General features: G+C 70.4%; 16 protein-coding genes. 8 read left to right on the plus strand and 8 right to left on the minus strand.

The features are described from left to right. The first annotated feature begins 22 nt into the window (after positions 1-22). The 5 genes from folP to ACFXGX_RS12915 all read left to right on the plus strand — a co-directional run bounded on the left by folP (position 23) and on the right by ACFXGX_RS12915 (position 3,203). Positions 23-934 carry a dihydropteroate synthase gene (gene folP, locus ACFXGX_RS12895; RefSeq protein WP_384788961.1) on the plus strand — a complete coding sequence of 304 codons (912 nt, stop codon included), beginning with the start codon at positions 23-25 and terminating at the stop codon, positions 932-934. Then, entirely contained in the window at positions 931-1,425 is a 495-nt protein-coding gene (locus ACFXGX_RS12900) for a nuclear transport factor 2 family protein (protein WP_384788964.1), read from the plus strand. The genes folP and ACFXGX_RS12900 overlap by 4 nt, the downstream gene beginning before the upstream one ends. A gap of 246 nt (positions 1,426-1,671) precedes the next feature. Continuing rightward, a complete protein-coding gene (gene folB / locus ACFXGX_RS12905; RefSeq protein WP_384788967.1) occupies positions 1,672-2,031 on the plus strand; it encodes a dihydroneopterin aldolase in 360 nt (119 codons plus the stop codon). Next, on the plus strand, positions 2,028-2,639 hold the full coding sequence (gene folK / locus ACFXGX_RS12910; protein ID WP_384788970.1) for a 2-amino-4-hydroxy-6-hydroxymethyldihydropteridine diphosphokinase: 612 nt from the start codon (positions 2,028-2,030) through the stop codon (positions 2,637-2,639). The genes folB and folK overlap by 4 nt, the downstream gene beginning before the upstream one ends. Positions 2,640-2,711: 72 nt before the next feature. After that, complete coding sequence (locus ACFXGX_RS12915) at positions 2,712-3,203, plus strand: DUF3180 domain-containing protein (RefSeq protein WP_384788973.1); 492 nt, start codon at positions 2,712-2,714, stop codon at positions 3,201-3,203. Positions 3,204-3,238: 35 nt separating this feature from the next. Here ACFXGX_RS12915 and folE read toward each other — a convergent pair whose 3' ends face one another. The 6 genes from folE to dacB all read right to left on the minus strand — a co-directional run bounded on the left by folE (position 3,239) and on the right by dacB (position 11,243). Beyond that, the gene (folE, locus tag ACFXGX_RS12920) at positions 3,239-3,844 is read right to left on the minus strand and encodes a GTP cyclohydrolase I FolE (RefSeq protein WP_384788976.1); all 606 of its coding nucleotides are present in this window, start codon (positions 3,842-3,844) and stop codon (positions 3,239-3,241) included. Positions 3,845-3,989: 145 nt separating this feature from the next. Beyond that, positions 3,990-6,017, minus strand: coding sequence for an ATP-dependent zinc metalloprotease FtsH (gene ftsH, locus ACFXGX_RS12925; RefSeq protein ID WP_384788980.1), 2,028 nt, complete (start codon positions 6,015-6,017; stop codon positions 3,990-3,992). A gap of 199 nt (positions 6,018-6,216) precedes the next feature. After that, the gene (gene hpt, locus ACFXGX_RS12930; protein WP_261704688.1) at positions 6,217-6,777 is read right to left on the minus strand and encodes a hypoxanthine phosphoribosyltransferase; all 561 of its coding nucleotides are present in this window, start codon (positions 6,775-6,777) and stop codon (positions 6,217-6,219) included. Between the two features lie 165 nt (positions 6,778-6,942). After that, entirely contained in the window at positions 6,943-8,106 is a 1,164-nt protein-coding gene (gene tilS, locus ACFXGX_RS12935; RefSeq protein ID WP_384788984.1) for a tRNA lysidine(34) synthetase TilS, read from the minus strand. A gap of 193 nt (positions 8,107-8,299) precedes the next feature. After that, the gene (locus tag ACFXGX_RS12940) at positions 8,300-9,448 is read right to left on the minus strand and encodes a zinc-dependent metalloprotease (RefSeq protein WP_384788987.1); all 1,149 of its coding nucleotides are present in this window, start codon (positions 9,446-9,448) and stop codon (positions 8,300-8,302) included. 238 nt (positions 9,449-9,686) lie between these two features. After that, on the minus strand, positions 9,687-11,243 hold the full coding sequence (gene dacB / locus ACFXGX_RS12945) for a D-alanyl-D-alanine carboxypeptidase/D-alanyl-D-alanine-endopeptidase (RefSeq protein ID WP_384788990.1): 1,557 nt from the start codon (positions 11,241-11,243) through the stop codon (positions 9,687-9,689). 79 nt (positions 11,244-11,322) lie between these two features. Between dacB and ACFXGX_RS12950 the strand changes: the two genes are divergently transcribed. Both ACFXGX_RS12950 and ACFXGX_RS12955 read left to right on the plus strand, forming a co-directional pair. Continuing rightward, positions 11,323-11,814, plus strand: coding sequence for an inorganic diphosphatase (locus ACFXGX_RS12950; RefSeq protein ID WP_328449784.1), 492 nt, complete (start codon positions 11,323-11,325; stop codon positions 11,812-11,814). 155 nt (positions 11,815-11,969) lie between these two features. Then, on the plus strand, positions 11,970-13,628 hold the full coding sequence (locus ACFXGX_RS12955; RefSeq protein ID WP_384788994.1) for a threonine/serine exporter ThrE family protein: 1,659 nt from the start codon (positions 11,970-11,972) through the stop codon (positions 13,626-13,628). 60 nt (positions 13,629-13,688) lie between these two features. On the opposite strand, the gene ACFXGX_RS12960 is transcribed toward ACFXGX_RS12955, so the two are convergent. Then, a complete protein-coding gene (locus tag ACFXGX_RS12960; RefSeq protein WP_384788997.1) occupies positions 13,689-14,999 on the minus strand; it encodes a DedA family protein in 1,311 nt (436 codons plus the stop codon). 140 nt (positions 15,000-15,139) lie between these two features. On the opposite strand from ACFXGX_RS12960, the gene ACFXGX_RS12965 reads away from it, so the two are divergent. Continuing rightward, on the plus strand, positions 15,140-15,505 hold the full coding sequence (locus ACFXGX_RS12965) for a YbjQ family protein (RefSeq protein ID WP_384789000.1): 366 nt from the start codon (positions 15,140-15,142) through the stop codon (positions 15,503-15,505). Between the two features lie 111 nt (positions 15,506-15,616). On the opposite strand, the gene ACFXGX_RS12970 is transcribed toward ACFXGX_RS12965, so the two are convergent. Further along, positions 15,617-16,384 (minus strand): MerR family transcriptional regulator, encoded by a 768-nt coding sequence (locus tag ACFXGX_RS12970; protein ID WP_384789003.1) that lies wholly within the window; start codon positions 16,382-16,384, stop codon positions 15,617-15,619. Between the last annotated feature and the right edge of the window lie 27 nt (positions 16,385-16,411).

A 16,411-nucleotide genomic window follows, 5' to 3' on the forward strand; every position in this document is an offset into this window, starting at 1 on the left:
CCGGGAGGCCTAGGCTGGACGTATGAGTATTGAGCGCGGGCGCGGCCGAGTCGCGGGACTGCCGACGTGGGACCGCTGCGCGGTCATGGGGGTCGTGAACGTCACCCCCGATTCCTTCTCCGACGGCGGCCGCTGGTTCGACACGACGGCCGCGGTCAAACACGGTCTCGGCCTGGTCGCCGAGGGCGCCGACCTCGTGGACGTGGGCGGCGAGTCCACCCGCCCCGGCGCCACGCGCGTGGACGAGGCCGAGGAGCTCAAGCGGGTCATCCCCGTCGTCCGCGGCCTCGCCTCGGAGGGCGTCGCCGTCTCGGTGGACACGATGCGCGCCTCCGTCGCCGAGCAGTCGCTCGCCGCGGGCGCCGCCCTCGTCAACGACGTCAGCGGCGGCCTCGCCGACCCCGCGATGATCCCGGCGGTGGCGGCCGCGGGCGCCCCCTTCGTGGTCATGCACTGGCGCGGCTTCCTGGCCGGCGGGAACGTCCAGGGGGCGTACGAGAACGTCGTCACCGAAGTCCTCGACGAACTCCACGCGCGCGTGGAGGCCGTCCTGGCGGGCGGCATCGCCCCCGACCGCATCGTCGTCGACCCCGGGCTCGGCTTCTCCAAGGACCCCGAGCACGACCTGGCCCTCCTGGCCCACCTCGACCGCCTCCGCGCGCTCGGCCACCCCCTGCTGGTCGCCGCCTCCCGCAAGCGTTTCCTCGGCCGGGTCCTGGCCGGCCCCGAGGGCGCCCCGCCGCCCGCGCGCGAGCGCGACGCCGCCACCGCCGCCGTCTCGGCGATAGCCGCCCAGCAGGGCGCGTGGGCGGTCCGCGTGCACGAGGTACGGGCCACGGCCGACGCCGTACGGGTCGCCCGCGCCGTCGAGGGCGCGCGGACCGGCGGGGTCACGGACACCGCCGGCGGCCCGGCCGCAGAGGGAGCCCGGTGAGCACACCGCGTACCGACGTCGAGCAGGTCGAACTCGCCAACACGGCGTACTACGAGGCGATGGAACGGGGTGACTTCGAGGAACTGACCTCGCTGTGGCTCGCCCCGCTGGACACGTCCGACGACGACTTCGAGGGCGAGGGCGCGGTCGTGTCCTGCGTCCACCCCGGCTGGCCCGTCCTGAACGGCCGCGGCGAGGTACTCCGCTCGTACGCGCTGATCATGGCGAACACGGAGTACATCCAGTTCTTCCTCACCGATGTGCGCGTGTCCGTGTCCGGCGACACGGCCCTGGTGACCTGCACCGAGAACATCCTCAGCGGCGGTCCCGCACCCGACGACGGCGAGGAGCTCGGCCCGCTCGTGGGCCAGCTCGTCGTCGCCACGAACGTGTTCCGCCGCACGGCCGACGGCTGGAAGCTCTGGTCCCACCACGCCTCCCCCGTGCTGGCCGAGTCCGGCGAGGAAGAGGACGAGGACACCGCCGGTTGAGTGGGACAAGGCCCTCGGGGACGGACGGGTGATTGGAATCCCCGGTCCGGGGTAGGGGCGGCTACCAACCCGTGAGTCGCCGTGTTCCCCAGGGGAAACACCCGGTGAAGCCTCGTGGCCTTCACCGGGACGCCCGTCCCGGTGGGCGAGCGTTGTCAGTGCCCGCGGGTAGATTCGTTCGAGGCCGGTGTGCCGACCGCATTCGGCGTACGACGGCCCAAACCGACAATTGCAGGAGTGATTCGCGTGGATCGTGTCGCGCTGCGCGGCCTCAAGGCCCGCGGGCACCACGGCGTCTTCGAGAAGGAACGCGAGGAGGGCCAGACCTTCATCGTGGACCTGACGCTTGGCCTGGACACCCGCCCGGCCGCGGCCGACGACGACCTGACGAAGACCGTGCACTACGGCATCGTGGCGGAGGAGGTCGTCGCCGTCGTCGAGGGCGAGCCGGTCGACCTCATCGAGACACTCGCCGCGCGCATCGCCCAGACGTGTCTCAAGCACGAAGGCGTCCAGGAGGTCGAGGTCTGCGTCCACAAACCGGACGCGCCCATCACGGTCCCCTTCGACGACGTGACCGTCACCATCATCCGGAGCCGAGTATGACCGCGTCCTTCACCGAGGGTCAGAGCGACCCGACCGTCCAGCCGGTGCCCGCCTCCGTGGTCGAGCGAGTCGACGCCGCCGACACGACGCTGAGCAACCCCAAGCGCGCGGTGATCTCCCTCGGCTCGAACCTGGGCAACCGCCTGGAGAACCTCCAGGGCGCCGTCGACGCCCTGGAGGACACCCCGGGCGTCCGCGTCAAAGCGGTCTCCCCCGTCTACGAGACGGAGCCGTGGGGCGTCGAACCGGGCAGCCAGCCCTCGTACTTCAACGCGGTCGTGGTGCTCAGGACCACCCTCCCGCCGTCCTCGCTCCTGGAGCGGGCCCACGCGGTCGAGGAGGCCTTCCACCGCGTGCGGGACGAACGCTGGGGCCCGCGCACGATCGACGTGGACATCGTGGCGTACGCCGATGTCGTCTCCGACGACCCGGTCCTGACCCTCCCTCACCCGCGCGCGCACGAGCGGGCCTTCGTCCTCGCCCCCTGGCACGACGTGGATCCCGAGGCGAAGCTCCCCGGCCACGGCGCCGTCGCCGGGCTCCTCGACGCCCTCACCCGGGACGGTGTCGCGGCCCGCGCCGACCTGGAACTCCGGCTGCCCGAGTAGTCGTTAAGGTCAAGACGACCACTGGCCGGCCCGACACGGGCCCCGGCCGCAGGCGGCTATCGAAGGGGCAACGTGAAAGAGCTGCGGATCAGGACACTGGCTGCCGTGTTCGTGGTCGCCGGAGTGCTGTCCTGGGCGGGCGCCCGCCTGTGGAACGCCGTGGGCACACTGCCCCGGGTGCCACTGGCCGCCCCCATCGTCCTCGCCCTGATCGCGATCGTCCTCCTCGCGACGGCCCTGTCGCTGCGCGCTCGCCTCAAGGCCCAGCGCGAGCGCCGCCCCGGCGCCAAGGGCGTCGATCCGCTGATGGCCGCCCGCGCGGTCGTCTTCGGCCAGGCGAGCGCTCTGGTGGCCGCCCTGGTGGCGGGCATGTACGGCGGCACCGGCGTGTTCCTCCTGGAATCCCTGGAGGTCCCCGCCCGCCGTGACCAGGCCATCTACGCCGGCTTCTCCGTGCTCGCCGGAATCGGCGTGATAGCGGCCGCCTTCTTCCTGGAGCGCGTCTGCAAGCTCCCGGAGGACGACAACGAACACCACGGTGGCGGCGCGGCCCCGGTGGCGTAGCCACGGCGACGCGGCCCGGCACCGGGCCGCAGGTTCTAGCGGGCCATGATGAGGCTCATCGCCTCGTTGCGGGTCGCGGCGTCCCGGAGCTGTCCGCGCACCGCCGAGGTGATGGTCTTCGCGCCGGGCTTGCGGATGCCCCGCATGGACATGCACATGTGCTCGCACTCGACGACCACGATCACACCGCGCGGCTCCAGGATCTCCATCAGGGAGTCGGCGATCTGCGTCGTCAGCCGCTCCTGGACCTGGGGGCGCCGGGCGTAGACGTCGACGAGACGGGCCAGCTTCGACAGGCCGGTGATCTTGCCGCTCGTGGACGGGATGTAGCCGACGTGCGCGACCCCCCTGAACGGGACAAGGTGATGTTCACACGTGCTGAACACCTCGATGTCCTTCACCAGGACCATCTCGTCGTGGCCCAGGTCGAACGTCGTCGTCAGCACGTCCTCGGGTCGCTGGATCAGGCCCGCGAATATCTCCTTGTACGCCCGCGCGACCCGCGCCGGCGTCTCCCGCAGACCCTCTCGGTCCGGGTCCTCGCCGACCGCGATCAGGAGCTCTCGTACGGCGTTCTCGGCGCGCTTCTCGTCGAACTCGCCGATCTCGCCCTCGCCGTCCAGCGTCACGGGGTCGGTCATGTGGTCCTCGTTCCTGTGGAGCCTGCGCGTGCCTCGACGCGTCCAAAAGGTGCGGGCACACGAAAATGCCGCGCCCCCCAGGCTAGAACCTGGGGGGCGCGGCATCCATTCCGGGCCTGTGGAGGCCGCCCGGAGCCGAGCGGGCTCAGCTTTCGGTGCGGTCCTCCGGGGCCGTCTCCGTGACCGGGACGGACTCCGTCGCGGTGGCGATGGCCGCCGTCGAGCCGTTCGCCCCGTTCGTCAGTGACAGCTCCTTGGGGGAGAGCACCGGCGGGCGGGTGGACGGGGTACGACGGGAGGAGCCGGTCCACGCGGGGCGGGCCGGGCGCTTCACGATCGGAGCGAAGACCTCGGCGATCTGCTCCTTGCTCAGCGTCTCCTTCTCCAGCAGCTGGAGCACGAGCTGATCGAGCACGTCACGGTTCTCGACCAGGATTTCCCAGGCCTCGTTGTGCGCGTTCTCGATGAGCTTCTTGACCTCTTCGTCGACGAGCGCGGCAACCTCTTCCGAGTAGTCGCGCGGGTGCGACATCTCCCGGCCCAGGAAGGGCTCGGTGTTGTCGCCGCCGAACTTGATCGCGCCGAGACGCTCGGTCATGCCGTACTGCGTGACCATCGAGCGAGCGGTGGCCGTGGCCTTCTCGATGTCGTTCGCGGCACCGGTGGTCGGGTCGTGGAAGACGAGCTCCTCCGCCGCGCGGCCACCCAGCATGTACGCGAGCTGGTCCAGCATCTCGTTGCGCGTGGTGGAGTACCGGTCCTCGTCCGGCAGGACCATCGTGTAGCCGAGGGCACGGCCGCGCGACAGGATCGTGATCTTGTGGACCGGGTCGGAGTTCGGAGAAGCCGCCGCGACCAGGGCGTGTCCGCCCTCGTGGTACGCGGTGATCTTCTTCTCCTTGTCCGACATGATCCGGGTCCGCTTCTGCGGGCCCGCGACCACGCGGTCGATCGCCTCGTCCAGCATGCTGTTGTCGATCAGCTTCTGGTTGCTGCGCGCGGTGAGCAGCGCAGCTTCGTTCAGCACGTTCGCCAGGTCGGCACCGGTGAAGCCGGGGGTCCGACGGGACACCGCCGACAGGTCGACGTCCGGAGCGACCGGCTTGCCCTTCTGGTGAACCTTGAGGATCTCCAGACGGCCCTGCATGTCCGGGCGGTCGACCGCGATCTGGCGGTCGAAGCGGCCGGGGCGCAGGAGAGCCGGGTCGAGGATGTCGGGCCGGTTCGTGGCGGCGATCAGGATGACGCCGCCCTTCACGTCGAAGCCGTCCATCTCGACGAGGAGCTGGTTCAGCGTCTGCTCGCGCTCGTCGTGACCGCCGCCGAGGCCGGCGCCGCGATGGCGGCCGACCGCGTCGATCTCGTCGACGAAGACGATCGCCGGAGCGTTCGCCTTGGCCTGCTCGAACAGGTCACGGACTCGGGAGGCACCGACACCGACGAACATCTCGACGAAGTCGGAACCCGAGATCGAGTAGAAGGGAACGCCCGCTTCGCCCGCGACGGCGCGTGCGAGGAGCGTCTTGCCCGTACCGGGAGGCCCGTAGAGCAGGACGCCCTTGGGGATCTTCGCGCCGACGGCCTGGAACTTCGCCGGCTCCTGGAGGAACTCCTTGATCTCCTGGAGCTCCTCGACGGCCTCGTCCGAGCCCGCGACGTCCGAGAACGTCGTCTTCGGGGTGTCCTTGGTGATGAGCTTCGCCTTGGACTTCCCGAAGTTCATGACCCGGGAGCCGCCGCCCTGCATCTGGTTCATCAGGAACAGGAAGACGACGACGATGAGGACGAAGGGGAGCAGGGAGAGCAGGATCCCGACGAAAGCGTTCTGCTTGGTCGGCGAGACCGTGTAGCCGTCGGGGATCTGCTTGTTCTGGTACTTGTCCTGCAGGGTGTTGGCCAGGGCCACGCCCTGGTCGCCGATGTAGCTCGCCTGGATCTTCGAGCTGCCGTCAACCTTCTCGCCGTCCTTCAGCGAGACCTTGATGACCTGCTCGTCGCCAGTGGTGATCTTGGCTGACTCGACCTTGTTGTCATTGATCGCCTGGACGACCTGGCCTGTGTCCACCGTCTTGTAGCCGCCGGACGAACCGACGACCTGCATCAACACGACCACGGCAAGGACGGCCAGCACGATCCACATGACCGGCCCACGGAAGTATCGCTTCACGTCCATCCATACGGAGCGGAGTCGCCCCGTCCCTCCTGCCATAGTGAGTTTGATAAAGACTGTTCTTCGGACGGTACCCCAGCATTGTCACCCGAAGCCGCAGGGGACTGCTGGCAATCCCGTCCACGCATGCTCCAACGGCGGGAAACCCGCTGGGGTTCCCGATCGTCCTACAAGGACTGAGCCGCCCTCAGGAAGAGGACGCTCAGCCGCCGTAGACGTGAGGCGCGAGCGTACCGACGAACGGGAGGTTGCGGTACTTCTCGGCGTAGTCCAGGCCGTAGCCGATGACGAACTCGTTCGGGATGTCGAAGCCGACCCACTCGACGTCGATCGCGACCTTGGCCGCGTCCGGCTTGCGCAGCAGCGTGCACACCTTGAGCGAGGCGGGCTCGCGCGAGCCGAGGTTGGAAATCAGCCACGACAGGGTCAGCCCGGAGTCGATGATGTCCTCGACGATCAGGACGTGCTTGCCCTTGATGTCGGTGTCCAGGTCCTTGAGGATCCGCACCACGCCGGAGGACTGGGTGCCGGCGCCGTACGACGACACGGCCATCCAGTCCATGGTGACGGGGGTGGACAGCGCACGCGCGAGGTCCGCCATGACCATCACGGCACCCTTGAGCACTCCGACGATCAGCAGGTCCTTGCCCGCGTACTCCGCGTCGATCTTCGCGGCCAGCTCAACCAGCTTCGCGTCGATCTCTTCCTTGGTGATGAGCACCGACTTGAGGTCGGTGCCCATGTCTTTCGCGTCCACCCGCATCACTTTCGGTCGTCCGTCCCACTTTTTTGGGCTCGTCACCTACAGGGCGCCATGTAACCGGCGACGGTCCCCTTCGGCACGCCCGCGCGGCCGTTCGGACCGCCCGCGCCCCGAGTCGAGGGGTCCCGGAGAGCCGCGCGAGCGGCCCCGGTGCGGGGTCCGGTTTCAGCCTTGCCGAATCACCAGTCTGCCACCCTGGCGCTGGGCGACGACTTTGCCCGGGAGATTGATGGCCCCCTGACCGCGCCATCCGGTGATCAGCCGGTCGATCTCCTCGATGTGCCGGGCGAACAGCGAACCGGCCGGAGCGCCCGCCTCGATGGCCGCGCGGCGCAGGATCCGGCGGCGTACGGCGGGCGGCAGGGCGTAGAGCTTGGCGCACTCCAGGAGGCCGGCCGCGTCCCGTACGGACGCCTCCGCCTGACTGGCCCACGCGTCGAGCGCGTCGGCGTCGTCCCGGGAGAGCTGGGCCGTACGGGCGAGAGCCTCGACGACCCCTTTGCCGAGGGCCTTCTCGAGGGCGGGCAGACCCTCGTGGCGGAGCCGGGAGCGGGTGTAGGCCGGATCGGCGTTGTGCGGGTCGTCCCAGACGGGCAGCGACTGGACCATGCACGCCTTGCGGGCGGTCTGCCGGTCCAGGTGCAGGAAGGGACGGCGGTAGCGGCCGTCGGCCCCCGAGACCGCGGCCATTCCGGAGAGGGAGCGGATGCCGGAGCCGCGGGCGAGGCCGAGCAGGACCGTCTCGGCCTGGTCGTCACGGGTGTGGCCGAGGAGGATCGCGGTGGCGCCGTGGCGCTCGGCGGCGGAGTCCAGGGCGGCGTACCGGGCGTCGCGTGCGGCGGCCTCGGGGCCTCCGTCGCGGCCGACGGTGACGGCGATCGACTCGGCCGGGGAGAGCCCGAGCTCGGTGAGGCGCACCACGACCTCGTCGGCGCGCAGCTCGGAGCCGGGCTGCAGACCGTGGTCGACGGTGATGCCACCGGCGCGGAAGCCGAGTTTGGGGGCTTCGAAGGCGAGGGCGGAGGCGAGCGCCATGGAGTCGGCGCCGCCGGAGCAGGCGACGAGCACGAGCGGCGCCGGGGGGCCGCCCTCGCCCGGCCGGGGCCGGGAGCTCGCGTGGACCTGGTCGTGCGCGGCGCGCGCGGGCGCGGCGACGCTGCGGCGCGTCCCGGGGGCGGGGACGCGTTCCGCGTCGGGCGCGCAGGGGCGCGCGGCACCGCGTGCGGGCGTGCGCCGGGTGTCGTGGGCGGGCGGTTGCTCGGTCAGGATGTCGTGGAGTACGCGGCGGACCGCCAGGCGTATCGCCGCGACCGCAGGATGGGGACCCATGTCCGGTTCCCTTCATGAAGTTTTCGGGGGGTTAGCCCGGGGATCTGTCACTCAGAGTGTGTAGATGGTGACAGAACCGGGGCGTTCCCCGAGCATTGCACGCCTACCCATGCTCCACGGTCCCTCGGACGGGTGATAGCAGGAGCGTTTGCCTGCCATCGGCCGGATTCGTTTCACGACCGTCCCGTAGGGTTCACGACTCCGCCTTGCGGTGCACCCGCGCGACCCAGTCCGCCGGTTTGGCGATCTCCGCCTTGGTCGGGAGCGTGTTCGGAGAGGTCCACACACGGTTGAAGCCGTCCATGCCGACCTCCTCGACGACGGCCCGCACGAACCGCTCGCCGTCCCTGTACTGCCTGAGCTTGGCGTCCAGGCCCAGCAGTTTGCGCAGGGCCATGTCGAGACGGGAGGCGCCCTTGGCGCGGCGCTGCTGGAACTTCTCGCGGATCTCGGCGACCGAGGGGACCACGGCGGGTCCGACTCCGTCCATCACGAAGTCGGCGTGTCCCTCCAGGAGGGACATCACGGCGGTGAGCCGGCCGAGGATCTCGCGCTGGGCGGGTGTCTGCACGATTTCCACGAGGGAACGTCCCCCGTCGTCCTCCTCGGTGTCGGGGCGGGAGCCGGCGAGCGACTGGGCGGCCTCCCTGATGCGCTCCAGGACGGTCATGGGGTCGACCTCGGTCTCCGCCAAGAACGACTGGATTTCGCCCTCCAGGTGGTCGCGCAGCCAGGGCACGGCCGAGAACTGGGTGCGGTGCGTCTCCTCGTGGAGGCACACCCACAGGCGGAAGTCGTGGGGCTGGACGTCGAGTTCGCGCTCCACGTGCACGATGTTCGGGGCGACCAGCAGAAGCCTTCCGCCGCCCTTGCCTGAGGCGGAGGGCGCCCCCGCGGGCAGGTCCCGGGTCGCGGGCGCGAACGTCTCGTACTGCCCGAGGACCCTCGACGACAGGAAGGACAGCAGCATGCCCAGTTCGACGCCGGTGACCTTGCCGCCGACGGCGCCGAGGACGGCTCCGCCCGGGCTGCTCCCGCGCCGCTCCTGCATCTTGTCCAGCAGGGGCTTGAGGATCTCCCGGAACCCGGCGACGTTCGCCCGGACCCAGCCGGGGCGGTCGACGACGAGGACGGGGGTGTCGTGAAGGACGTCGTCACCCATGCGAGTGAAGCCCCTGACGTGTTCCTCCGAGGCTTTCGCGTGCCGGCGCAGCTCGGCGACGATGGCCCTGGCCTCGTCGCGGCTCACCTCCGGACCAGGCCGTACAAGCCGTGTCGCGGTCGCCACCGCGAGATTCCAGTCGACCATCCCAGTAGATGCAGCACCACCGATGCTCGTCATGCGTCAACCGTACGTGAGCGGGTCCGGCTGCGGTGAGGGTCCGACACCGTCCGTGTCCCGGCCGAGGGGTCGGTGGTGCTTCTGGTTCACAAGGGCCGGGAGGGGTCGCTTTCCCGGCCTCCGAGGACCGGAAGGGGGCCGGGTCCCGGTCCGGTCGGTCCCGTCGGTCCGCTCGGTCCGCTCGGTCCGCTCGGTCCGCTCGGTCGGGTCGGCCGGGTCCCGGCACGGACGGTCGGTGCTACCGGCAGCCGCACGCCACCAGTGCCGTCGCCGCGTGGTCCAACGCGGCCCGGGCCTCCAGGGGGTTCGGGGGATGGGCGGCGTCGGAGCTCAGGAAGGCGAAGGCCAGCAGGCGGCCGTCCTTGTCGACGACGGTGCCGGCGAGGGTGTTGACCCCGGTAAGTGTGCCCGTCTTGGCGCGGACGACCCCGGTGGCGGTGGGGGCGTCGGTGTACCGGGTGCTGAGGGTGCCGGTGAAGCCGGCGACGGGCAGGCCGGTGAGGACCGGACGGAGTTCGGGGTGGGCCGGGTCGCCGGCCTTGGCCAGCAGGGCGGCGAGCAGGTCGGCGGAGAGCCGGTCGGCGCGGTTCAGGCCGCTGCCGTCCGCGAACTGCGCTCCGGTCAGCGGGAGTCCGAGCTTCTTGAGCTGGGCACGGATCGCCTTCGCGTCGCCGTCGAAGCTCGCTTCCTCGCCGGACGCGAGGGCGACCTGGCGGGCCAGGGCCTCGGCGATGTCGTTGTCACTGTTGGTCAGCATCCGCTCGACCAGGGCGGACAGCGGCGGCGAGGAGACGGAGGCGAGGGCCTGGGAGCGGCTCGTCGCCTTCGAGGGACCGGGCGCGGTGGCGGTGATGCCGTGGTCGTGCAGCAGGTCGGCGAACTTCCGCGCGGCGTCCGCGGCCGGGTCCGGGGCGCGCCCGGCAGTCCCGCTGGTCGAGCGGTCCAGGCGGCCCTCGTCGGCCATCAGCGGGGTGACCGTCGCGATGTTGTCGTTGACTCCGATGGGGTGAAGGGCGGGGCCGGAGTACAGCGAGGTGTCGTAGGAGAGCGTCACGTGGTCCATGTGACGGGCCTTCAGGGCGGTGGCCGTCTTCTCGGCGAGGGTGCCCAGGTCGGCCCAGCCGTCCGCGGGCTTGCGGGCGGTCAGCGTGGGGTCGCCGCCGCCGACGAGCACGACCTCCTTGGTGTCGGGCTCCAGGACCGTACGCGTCTCGATGCGGTGGTCGGGCCCCAGCGCCGTGAGGGCGGCGACGGCGGTCGCGATCTTCGTGGTGGAGGCCGGCGTCTGGACCTGCTCGGCGCCCTTGCCGTAGAGCCGCTTGCCGGCCGCCACGTCGATCACGACGGCGGTACGCACCGAACCGAGAACGGGGTTGGCCAGCAGCGGGTCGAGGACGTCCGCGAGCGCCTTTCCGGTGGGCGCGGGCCCGGTGCCCGCCTCGCCGCCGAGCCCGGCGAGGACGGAGGCGGCGCTGGGAGCGGGCCGGGGGGACGTTCGGTGCGTACCGGACGTACGTGCGTGATGTGTGCCACCCTCCGGCGCCCGCGATGCGGCCCAGTCACGCTCGGCCGTACGCTGACCGGTGGAGTCCCAGGGGCCGGCCACGGTCACGGCCCCGGCCGCGAGTGCCAGGCCGGCGGTCGCGGCAACGGCTGTGAGCTGCGGTGTCGTCATTCGTCCGGCACGCGGCCGCACGGCTCGAGTGACCCGCATCACATGCGGTCTCACCATCCGCGCGACCCGCACCACATGCGGTCTCGCGGCCCGCCAAGCCCTCAGCTCTGGCACGACCACCAGCCCCTTTCGCGATCACCCACCTGCGTGAGGGACACTTAATCACCAGAACTATGTGCTGATCATGGAGGAGCCACCGGTGGAGTTCGACGTCACGATCGAGATTCCGAAGGGTTCACGGAACAAGTACGAGGTGGACCACGAGACCGGTCGGATCCGTCTGGACCGTCGACTCTTCACCTCGACCAGCTACCCGGCCGACTACGGCTTCGTCGAGAACACCCTCGGCGAGGACGGCGACCCGCTGGACGCCCTGGTCATCCTGGACGAGCCGACCTTCCCGGGCTGCCTTATCCAGTGCCGCGCGATCGGCATGTTCCGTATGACGGACGAGGCCGGCGGCGACGACAAGCTGCTGTGCGTCCCGGCGCACGACCCGCGCGTGGAGCACCTGCGGGACATCCACCACGTGTCGGAGTTCGACCGCCTGGAGATCCAGCACTTCTTCGAGGTCTACAAGGACCTGGAGCCGGGCAAGTCCGTCGAGGGCGCCGACTGGGTCGGCCGCGCGGACGCCGAGGCCGAGATCGAGCGGTCCTACAAGCGCCTCAAGGACCAGGGCGGTCACTGACCCTCCTGCGGGCGGTCGCCGACCTCCCCACTCTTCCGATCGGGCCGCGTGACCCCCAGGGGTGACGCGGCCCGTTCGTGTGTCCGTACGCATACTGAGGCATACGGAAGGCAAGAAGGACAACCACACAGACGGGAAAGGCGAGGCTGGAGTTGGTGGCGGACCCGGAAGCGGAAGACCGCAAGCCGCACTCGGACGAGGCGAGGAGTGCTTTCAGCCCGCCCACGGGTGTCGCACCGCCGGGACCGGCGGCGGCCGACGACGAATCCTCGACGACATCGGAGTTCGCGCTCCCCCAGGGCCTCGACGCACCGCAGCCCGCCGGACCCGAACAGGAGGGCTCGGCGTTCAGCACGCCGCGCACCTACAGCGCCCGGCACGCGCCTCCCGCCTTCACGCCCGCGACCGGCGTCCCCGTGGTCAGCCTGACCAAGGACGCGCCGTGGCAGGACCGCATGCGCACGATGCTGCGCATGCCGGTGACCGAACGGCCCGCGCCCGAGCCCGTGCACAAGGAGGACGAGCCGGGGCCCGCCGTCCCGCGCGTCCTCGACCTGACCCTGCGCATCGGCGAACTGCTCCTCGCGGGCGGCGAGGGCGCCGAGGACGTGGAGACGGCGATGTTCGCCGTGTGCCGCTCCTACGGCCTCGACCGCTGCGAACCCACCGTCACCTTCACCCTGCTGTCGGTCTCACACCAGCCGTCCCTGGTGGACGACCCGGTGACCGCGTCACGGACCGTACGCCGCCGGGGCACCGACTACACGCGCCTCGCGGCCGTCTACCGGCTCGTCGACGACCTCAGCGACCCGGAGACCGCGATCCCGCTGGAGGAGGCCTACAGGCGGCTCGCGGAGATGCGGCGCAACCGGCACCCCTACCCCGGCTGGGTGCTGACGGCCTCCGGAGGGCTGCTGGCCGGCGCGGCCTCGGTGCTCGTCGGCGGTGACGCGATCGTGTTCGTCGCCGCAGCGCTCGGCGCGATGCTCGGCGACCGGCTGGCCTGGCTGTTCGCGGGACGCGGGCTGCCGGAGTTCTACCAGTTCACGGCCGCCGCGATGCCGCCCGCCGCGATAGGGGTGGCGCTGACGGTGGCGCACGTCGATGTGAAGGCGTCCGCCGTGATCACCGGTGGGCTCTTCGCCCTGCTGCCGGGGCGGGCACTCGTCGCCGGGGTGCAGGACGGACTGACCGGCTTCTACATCACCGCGTCCGCGCGGCTGCTCGAAGTCATGTACTTCTTCGTGGGCATCGTCGTCGGCGTCCTGGTGGTGCTCTATTTCGGCGTGAAGCTGGGCGCGCAGCTCAACCCGGACGCGGCGCTGAGCATCTCGGAGCGGCCGCTGCTCCAGATCGCCGCGTCGATGCTGCTGTCGCTCACCTTCGCGGTCCTGCTCCAGCAGGAACGTTCCACCGTCCTGGCGGTGACCCTCAACGGGGGTGTGGCCTGGTCGGTGTACGGGGCGATGCACTACGCGGGCGGGATATCGCCGGTGGCCTCCACGGCCGTCGCGGCGGGCCTGGTGGGCCTCTTCGGGCAGTTGCTCTCGCGCTACCGGTTCGCTTCCGCGCTGCCCTACACGACGGCCGCGATCGGGCCCCTGCTGCCCGGTTCGGCGACCTACTTCGGACTGCTGTCGATCGCGCAGAACAACGTCGACAAGGGACTGGTGTCGCTCACCAAGGCCGCGGCCCTCGCCATGGCCATCGCGATCGGAGTGAACCTGGGTTCGGAGATCTCGCGGCTGTTCCTGCGTCTGCCGGGCGGCTCCGCCGGCGGGCGGCGGGCCGCCAAGCGGACACGCGGGTTCTGAGGACAGGTCCCGGCGGCCCGGTCCGGGGAGGCCCGGTCCGGGGCGCACCGGGCGGGTGCCTCAGTTCTGCGCGGGGCCCTGGCCGTACGGGTACTGGTCGGCGTCGTACTGAGGGCGGGGGTGGCCCTGGGGGTGCTGCTGCGGGTCGGCCTGACCCTGGTCGTAGCCCTGCTGGTAGCCCTGGTCGTACTGCTGCTGGTCGTAGCCGTAGCCCTGGTCCGAGCCGTACGGCGGTTGGGGCTGCTGGGGCTGGGGCTGGGGCTGCTGGTACTGCTGCTGGGGCTGCCGGGGCTGGTGCTGGGACGGCTGCGGGTGCTGGGGCTGCTGGTACTGCTGCTGAGCCGGGTACGGGTCACCCTGGCGGCCGTAGCCCTGGCCCTGGTTTCCGTACGACTGGTCCTGGCCCTGGTTCCCGTACGACTGGCCCTGGTTTCCGTACGACTGGTCCTGGTTTCCGTACGACTGGTCCTGGCCCGGGTTCCCGTACGGCTGACCCTGGCCCTGGTTTCCGTGGGACGGGCCCTGACCCTGATGGCCGTACGACTGGTCCTGGCCCTGGTTGCCGTACGGACGGGCGTGGTTCCGGCCGCCGTACGGCGAGTCCTGGCCCTCGTGGACCGGCGGCACGCGCAGCGGCCTCGTCGCGTCGTCCATGACGGGCGCGGCGGGGCGGGTGCGGGCGGCCTCGGAGGGGGCCGGGAAGGGCTCCTGGAAGTCCTGCGGCTCCTCGGCCTGCCGCGACGGGTTCTTCTTGGTCTGGGAACGGGCGCGCAGGAACTCGATGATGATCGGGACGACCGAGACGAGCACGATCAGGATCAGGATGACTTCGATGTGCTGGTTGACGAACTCGATCTTGCCGAGCCAGGAGCCGAGCAGCGTCACGCCCGCGCCCCACAGGACGCCGCCGATGATGTTGAAGGTGAGGAACGGGCGGTACCGCATGCCGCTGACGCCCGCGATGATCGGCGTGAACGTGCGCACGACGGGCACGAAGCGGGCCAGCACCAGGGACTTGGGGCCGTACTTCTCGAAGAACTCGTTGGCCTTCACCACGTTCTCCTGCTTGAACAGGCGGGAGTTCGGGCGGGTGAACAGCGAGGGGCCGACCTTCTTGCCGAAGAGGTAGCCCGCCTGGTCGCCGAGGATCGCGGCGAGGCAGATCAGCGGGACCGCCGCCCACAGCGGGAAGTCCATGGCGTCCGTGGCGATCAGCAGACCGCAGGTGAACAGCAGCGAGTCACCCGGCAGGAAGAAGCCGATGAGCAGGCCGGACTCGGCGAAGACCACCAGCAGCAGGCCCCAGATGCCGAAATTGTCGAGGAGCGTGTTCGGATCCAGCCAGCTGGGACCGAGGGCAAGCGTCATCACGGGTCCGGGCTCCTGAGGGGTGAAGGGAGGTACGGCGGTCCTGTACGGCCGGCCAAAGCTATCAACGCAATGTGTCAACGCCAGGTTCCACCCGTGACTCCAGGATGCACTGTGCGACGACTGGGACAAAGCTGTGGACCATGGGCATCGATGAATACGGCGGCGGCCAGAGTCCCCACGCGGACGTCCTGGTCGTGACGACGAACGACGTTCCCGGCCACCGCGTCTCGCAGGTCATCGGCGAGGTCTTCGGCCTCACGGTCCGCTCTCGCCATCTGGGCAGCCAGATCGGCGCGGGCCTGAAGTCGATGATCGGCGGTGAGCTCAAGGGACTAACCAAGACACTGGTGGAAACCCGTAACCAGGCCATGGAGCGGCTCGTCGAACAGGCACGCACGCGTGGCGCCAACGGCGTACTCATGTTCCGCTTCGACGTCTCCGAGGCGGCGGACGTGGGCACGGAGGTCTGCGCCTACGGCACGGCCGTGGTCCTGGTGAAGGAGTAGGCACGGCCCGCGACGCCCGGCATCGGCAGGGGGCACGCGTCGGTAAGGGCGTGTGTCGGTAAGAGCACACGTCGGTAAGGGGCGCCCGCAGTGGCGGACGCCCCTTACCGATCAGGCTTCCCCGGGGTGCCGGGCGGCGTTCGCGATGATCGCGTCCCTCAGGTGTTCGGCCAGCCCCGGCCGCATGGAGTCGTAGAACGCCTTGAACCGTTCGTCCGCGACGTACATCTCACCGAGTCCCCGGTGGATCTCGTACGTGCAGGTGTAGAACCACTTGGTGATGTGCTGCCGGTGATCCTCGGCCATGTCCATGGCCCGTGCGTCGTCCGGCCGCTCCCCGTCCGCCATCAGGGCGTCGTACCGCTCGCCCCAGGAGGCGACCTCGGCCTGCATGCGCTTCCAGTCGTCCTTGGTGTAGCGGGCGGCGCGGCGCTGCGACTCGGCGTACGTCTCCGTGCCGCCCCAGCGGCGTTCGGCCTCCTCCGCGTGCTCCTCGGGATCCTTGTCGCCGAAGACCTCGAACTTCTCCTCGGGCGTGAGATTGATGCCCATCGTGCGTGCCTCCATGGCGTGCTCCACGGCCGCGGCCATCTTCTGCAGCTTCTCGATCCGGGCGGTCAGCAGTTCGTGCTGGCGGCGCAGATGCGCGCGCGGGTCCGCTTCCGGGTCGTCGAGCAGGGCGGCGACCTCGTCGAGCGGGAAGCCGAGCTCCCGGTAGAACAGGATCTGCTGCAGCCGGTCGAGATCGGCGTCGCTGTAGCGCCGGTGGCCCGCGTGACTGCGTTCGCCCGGCGCGAGCAGACGGATCTCGTCGTAGTGGTGCAGCGTGCGCACCGTGACTCCGGCGAATCCGGCGACCTGGCCCACTGAGTAGCCCACTTCCGCTCCTTCCTCGGTACGCCCTTC

Origin of the sequence: Streptomyces sp. NPDC059371, from assembly GCF_042751995.1 — a bacterium.
GTDB lineage: Bacteria > Actinomycetota > Actinomycetes > Streptomycetales > Streptomycetaceae > Streptomyces.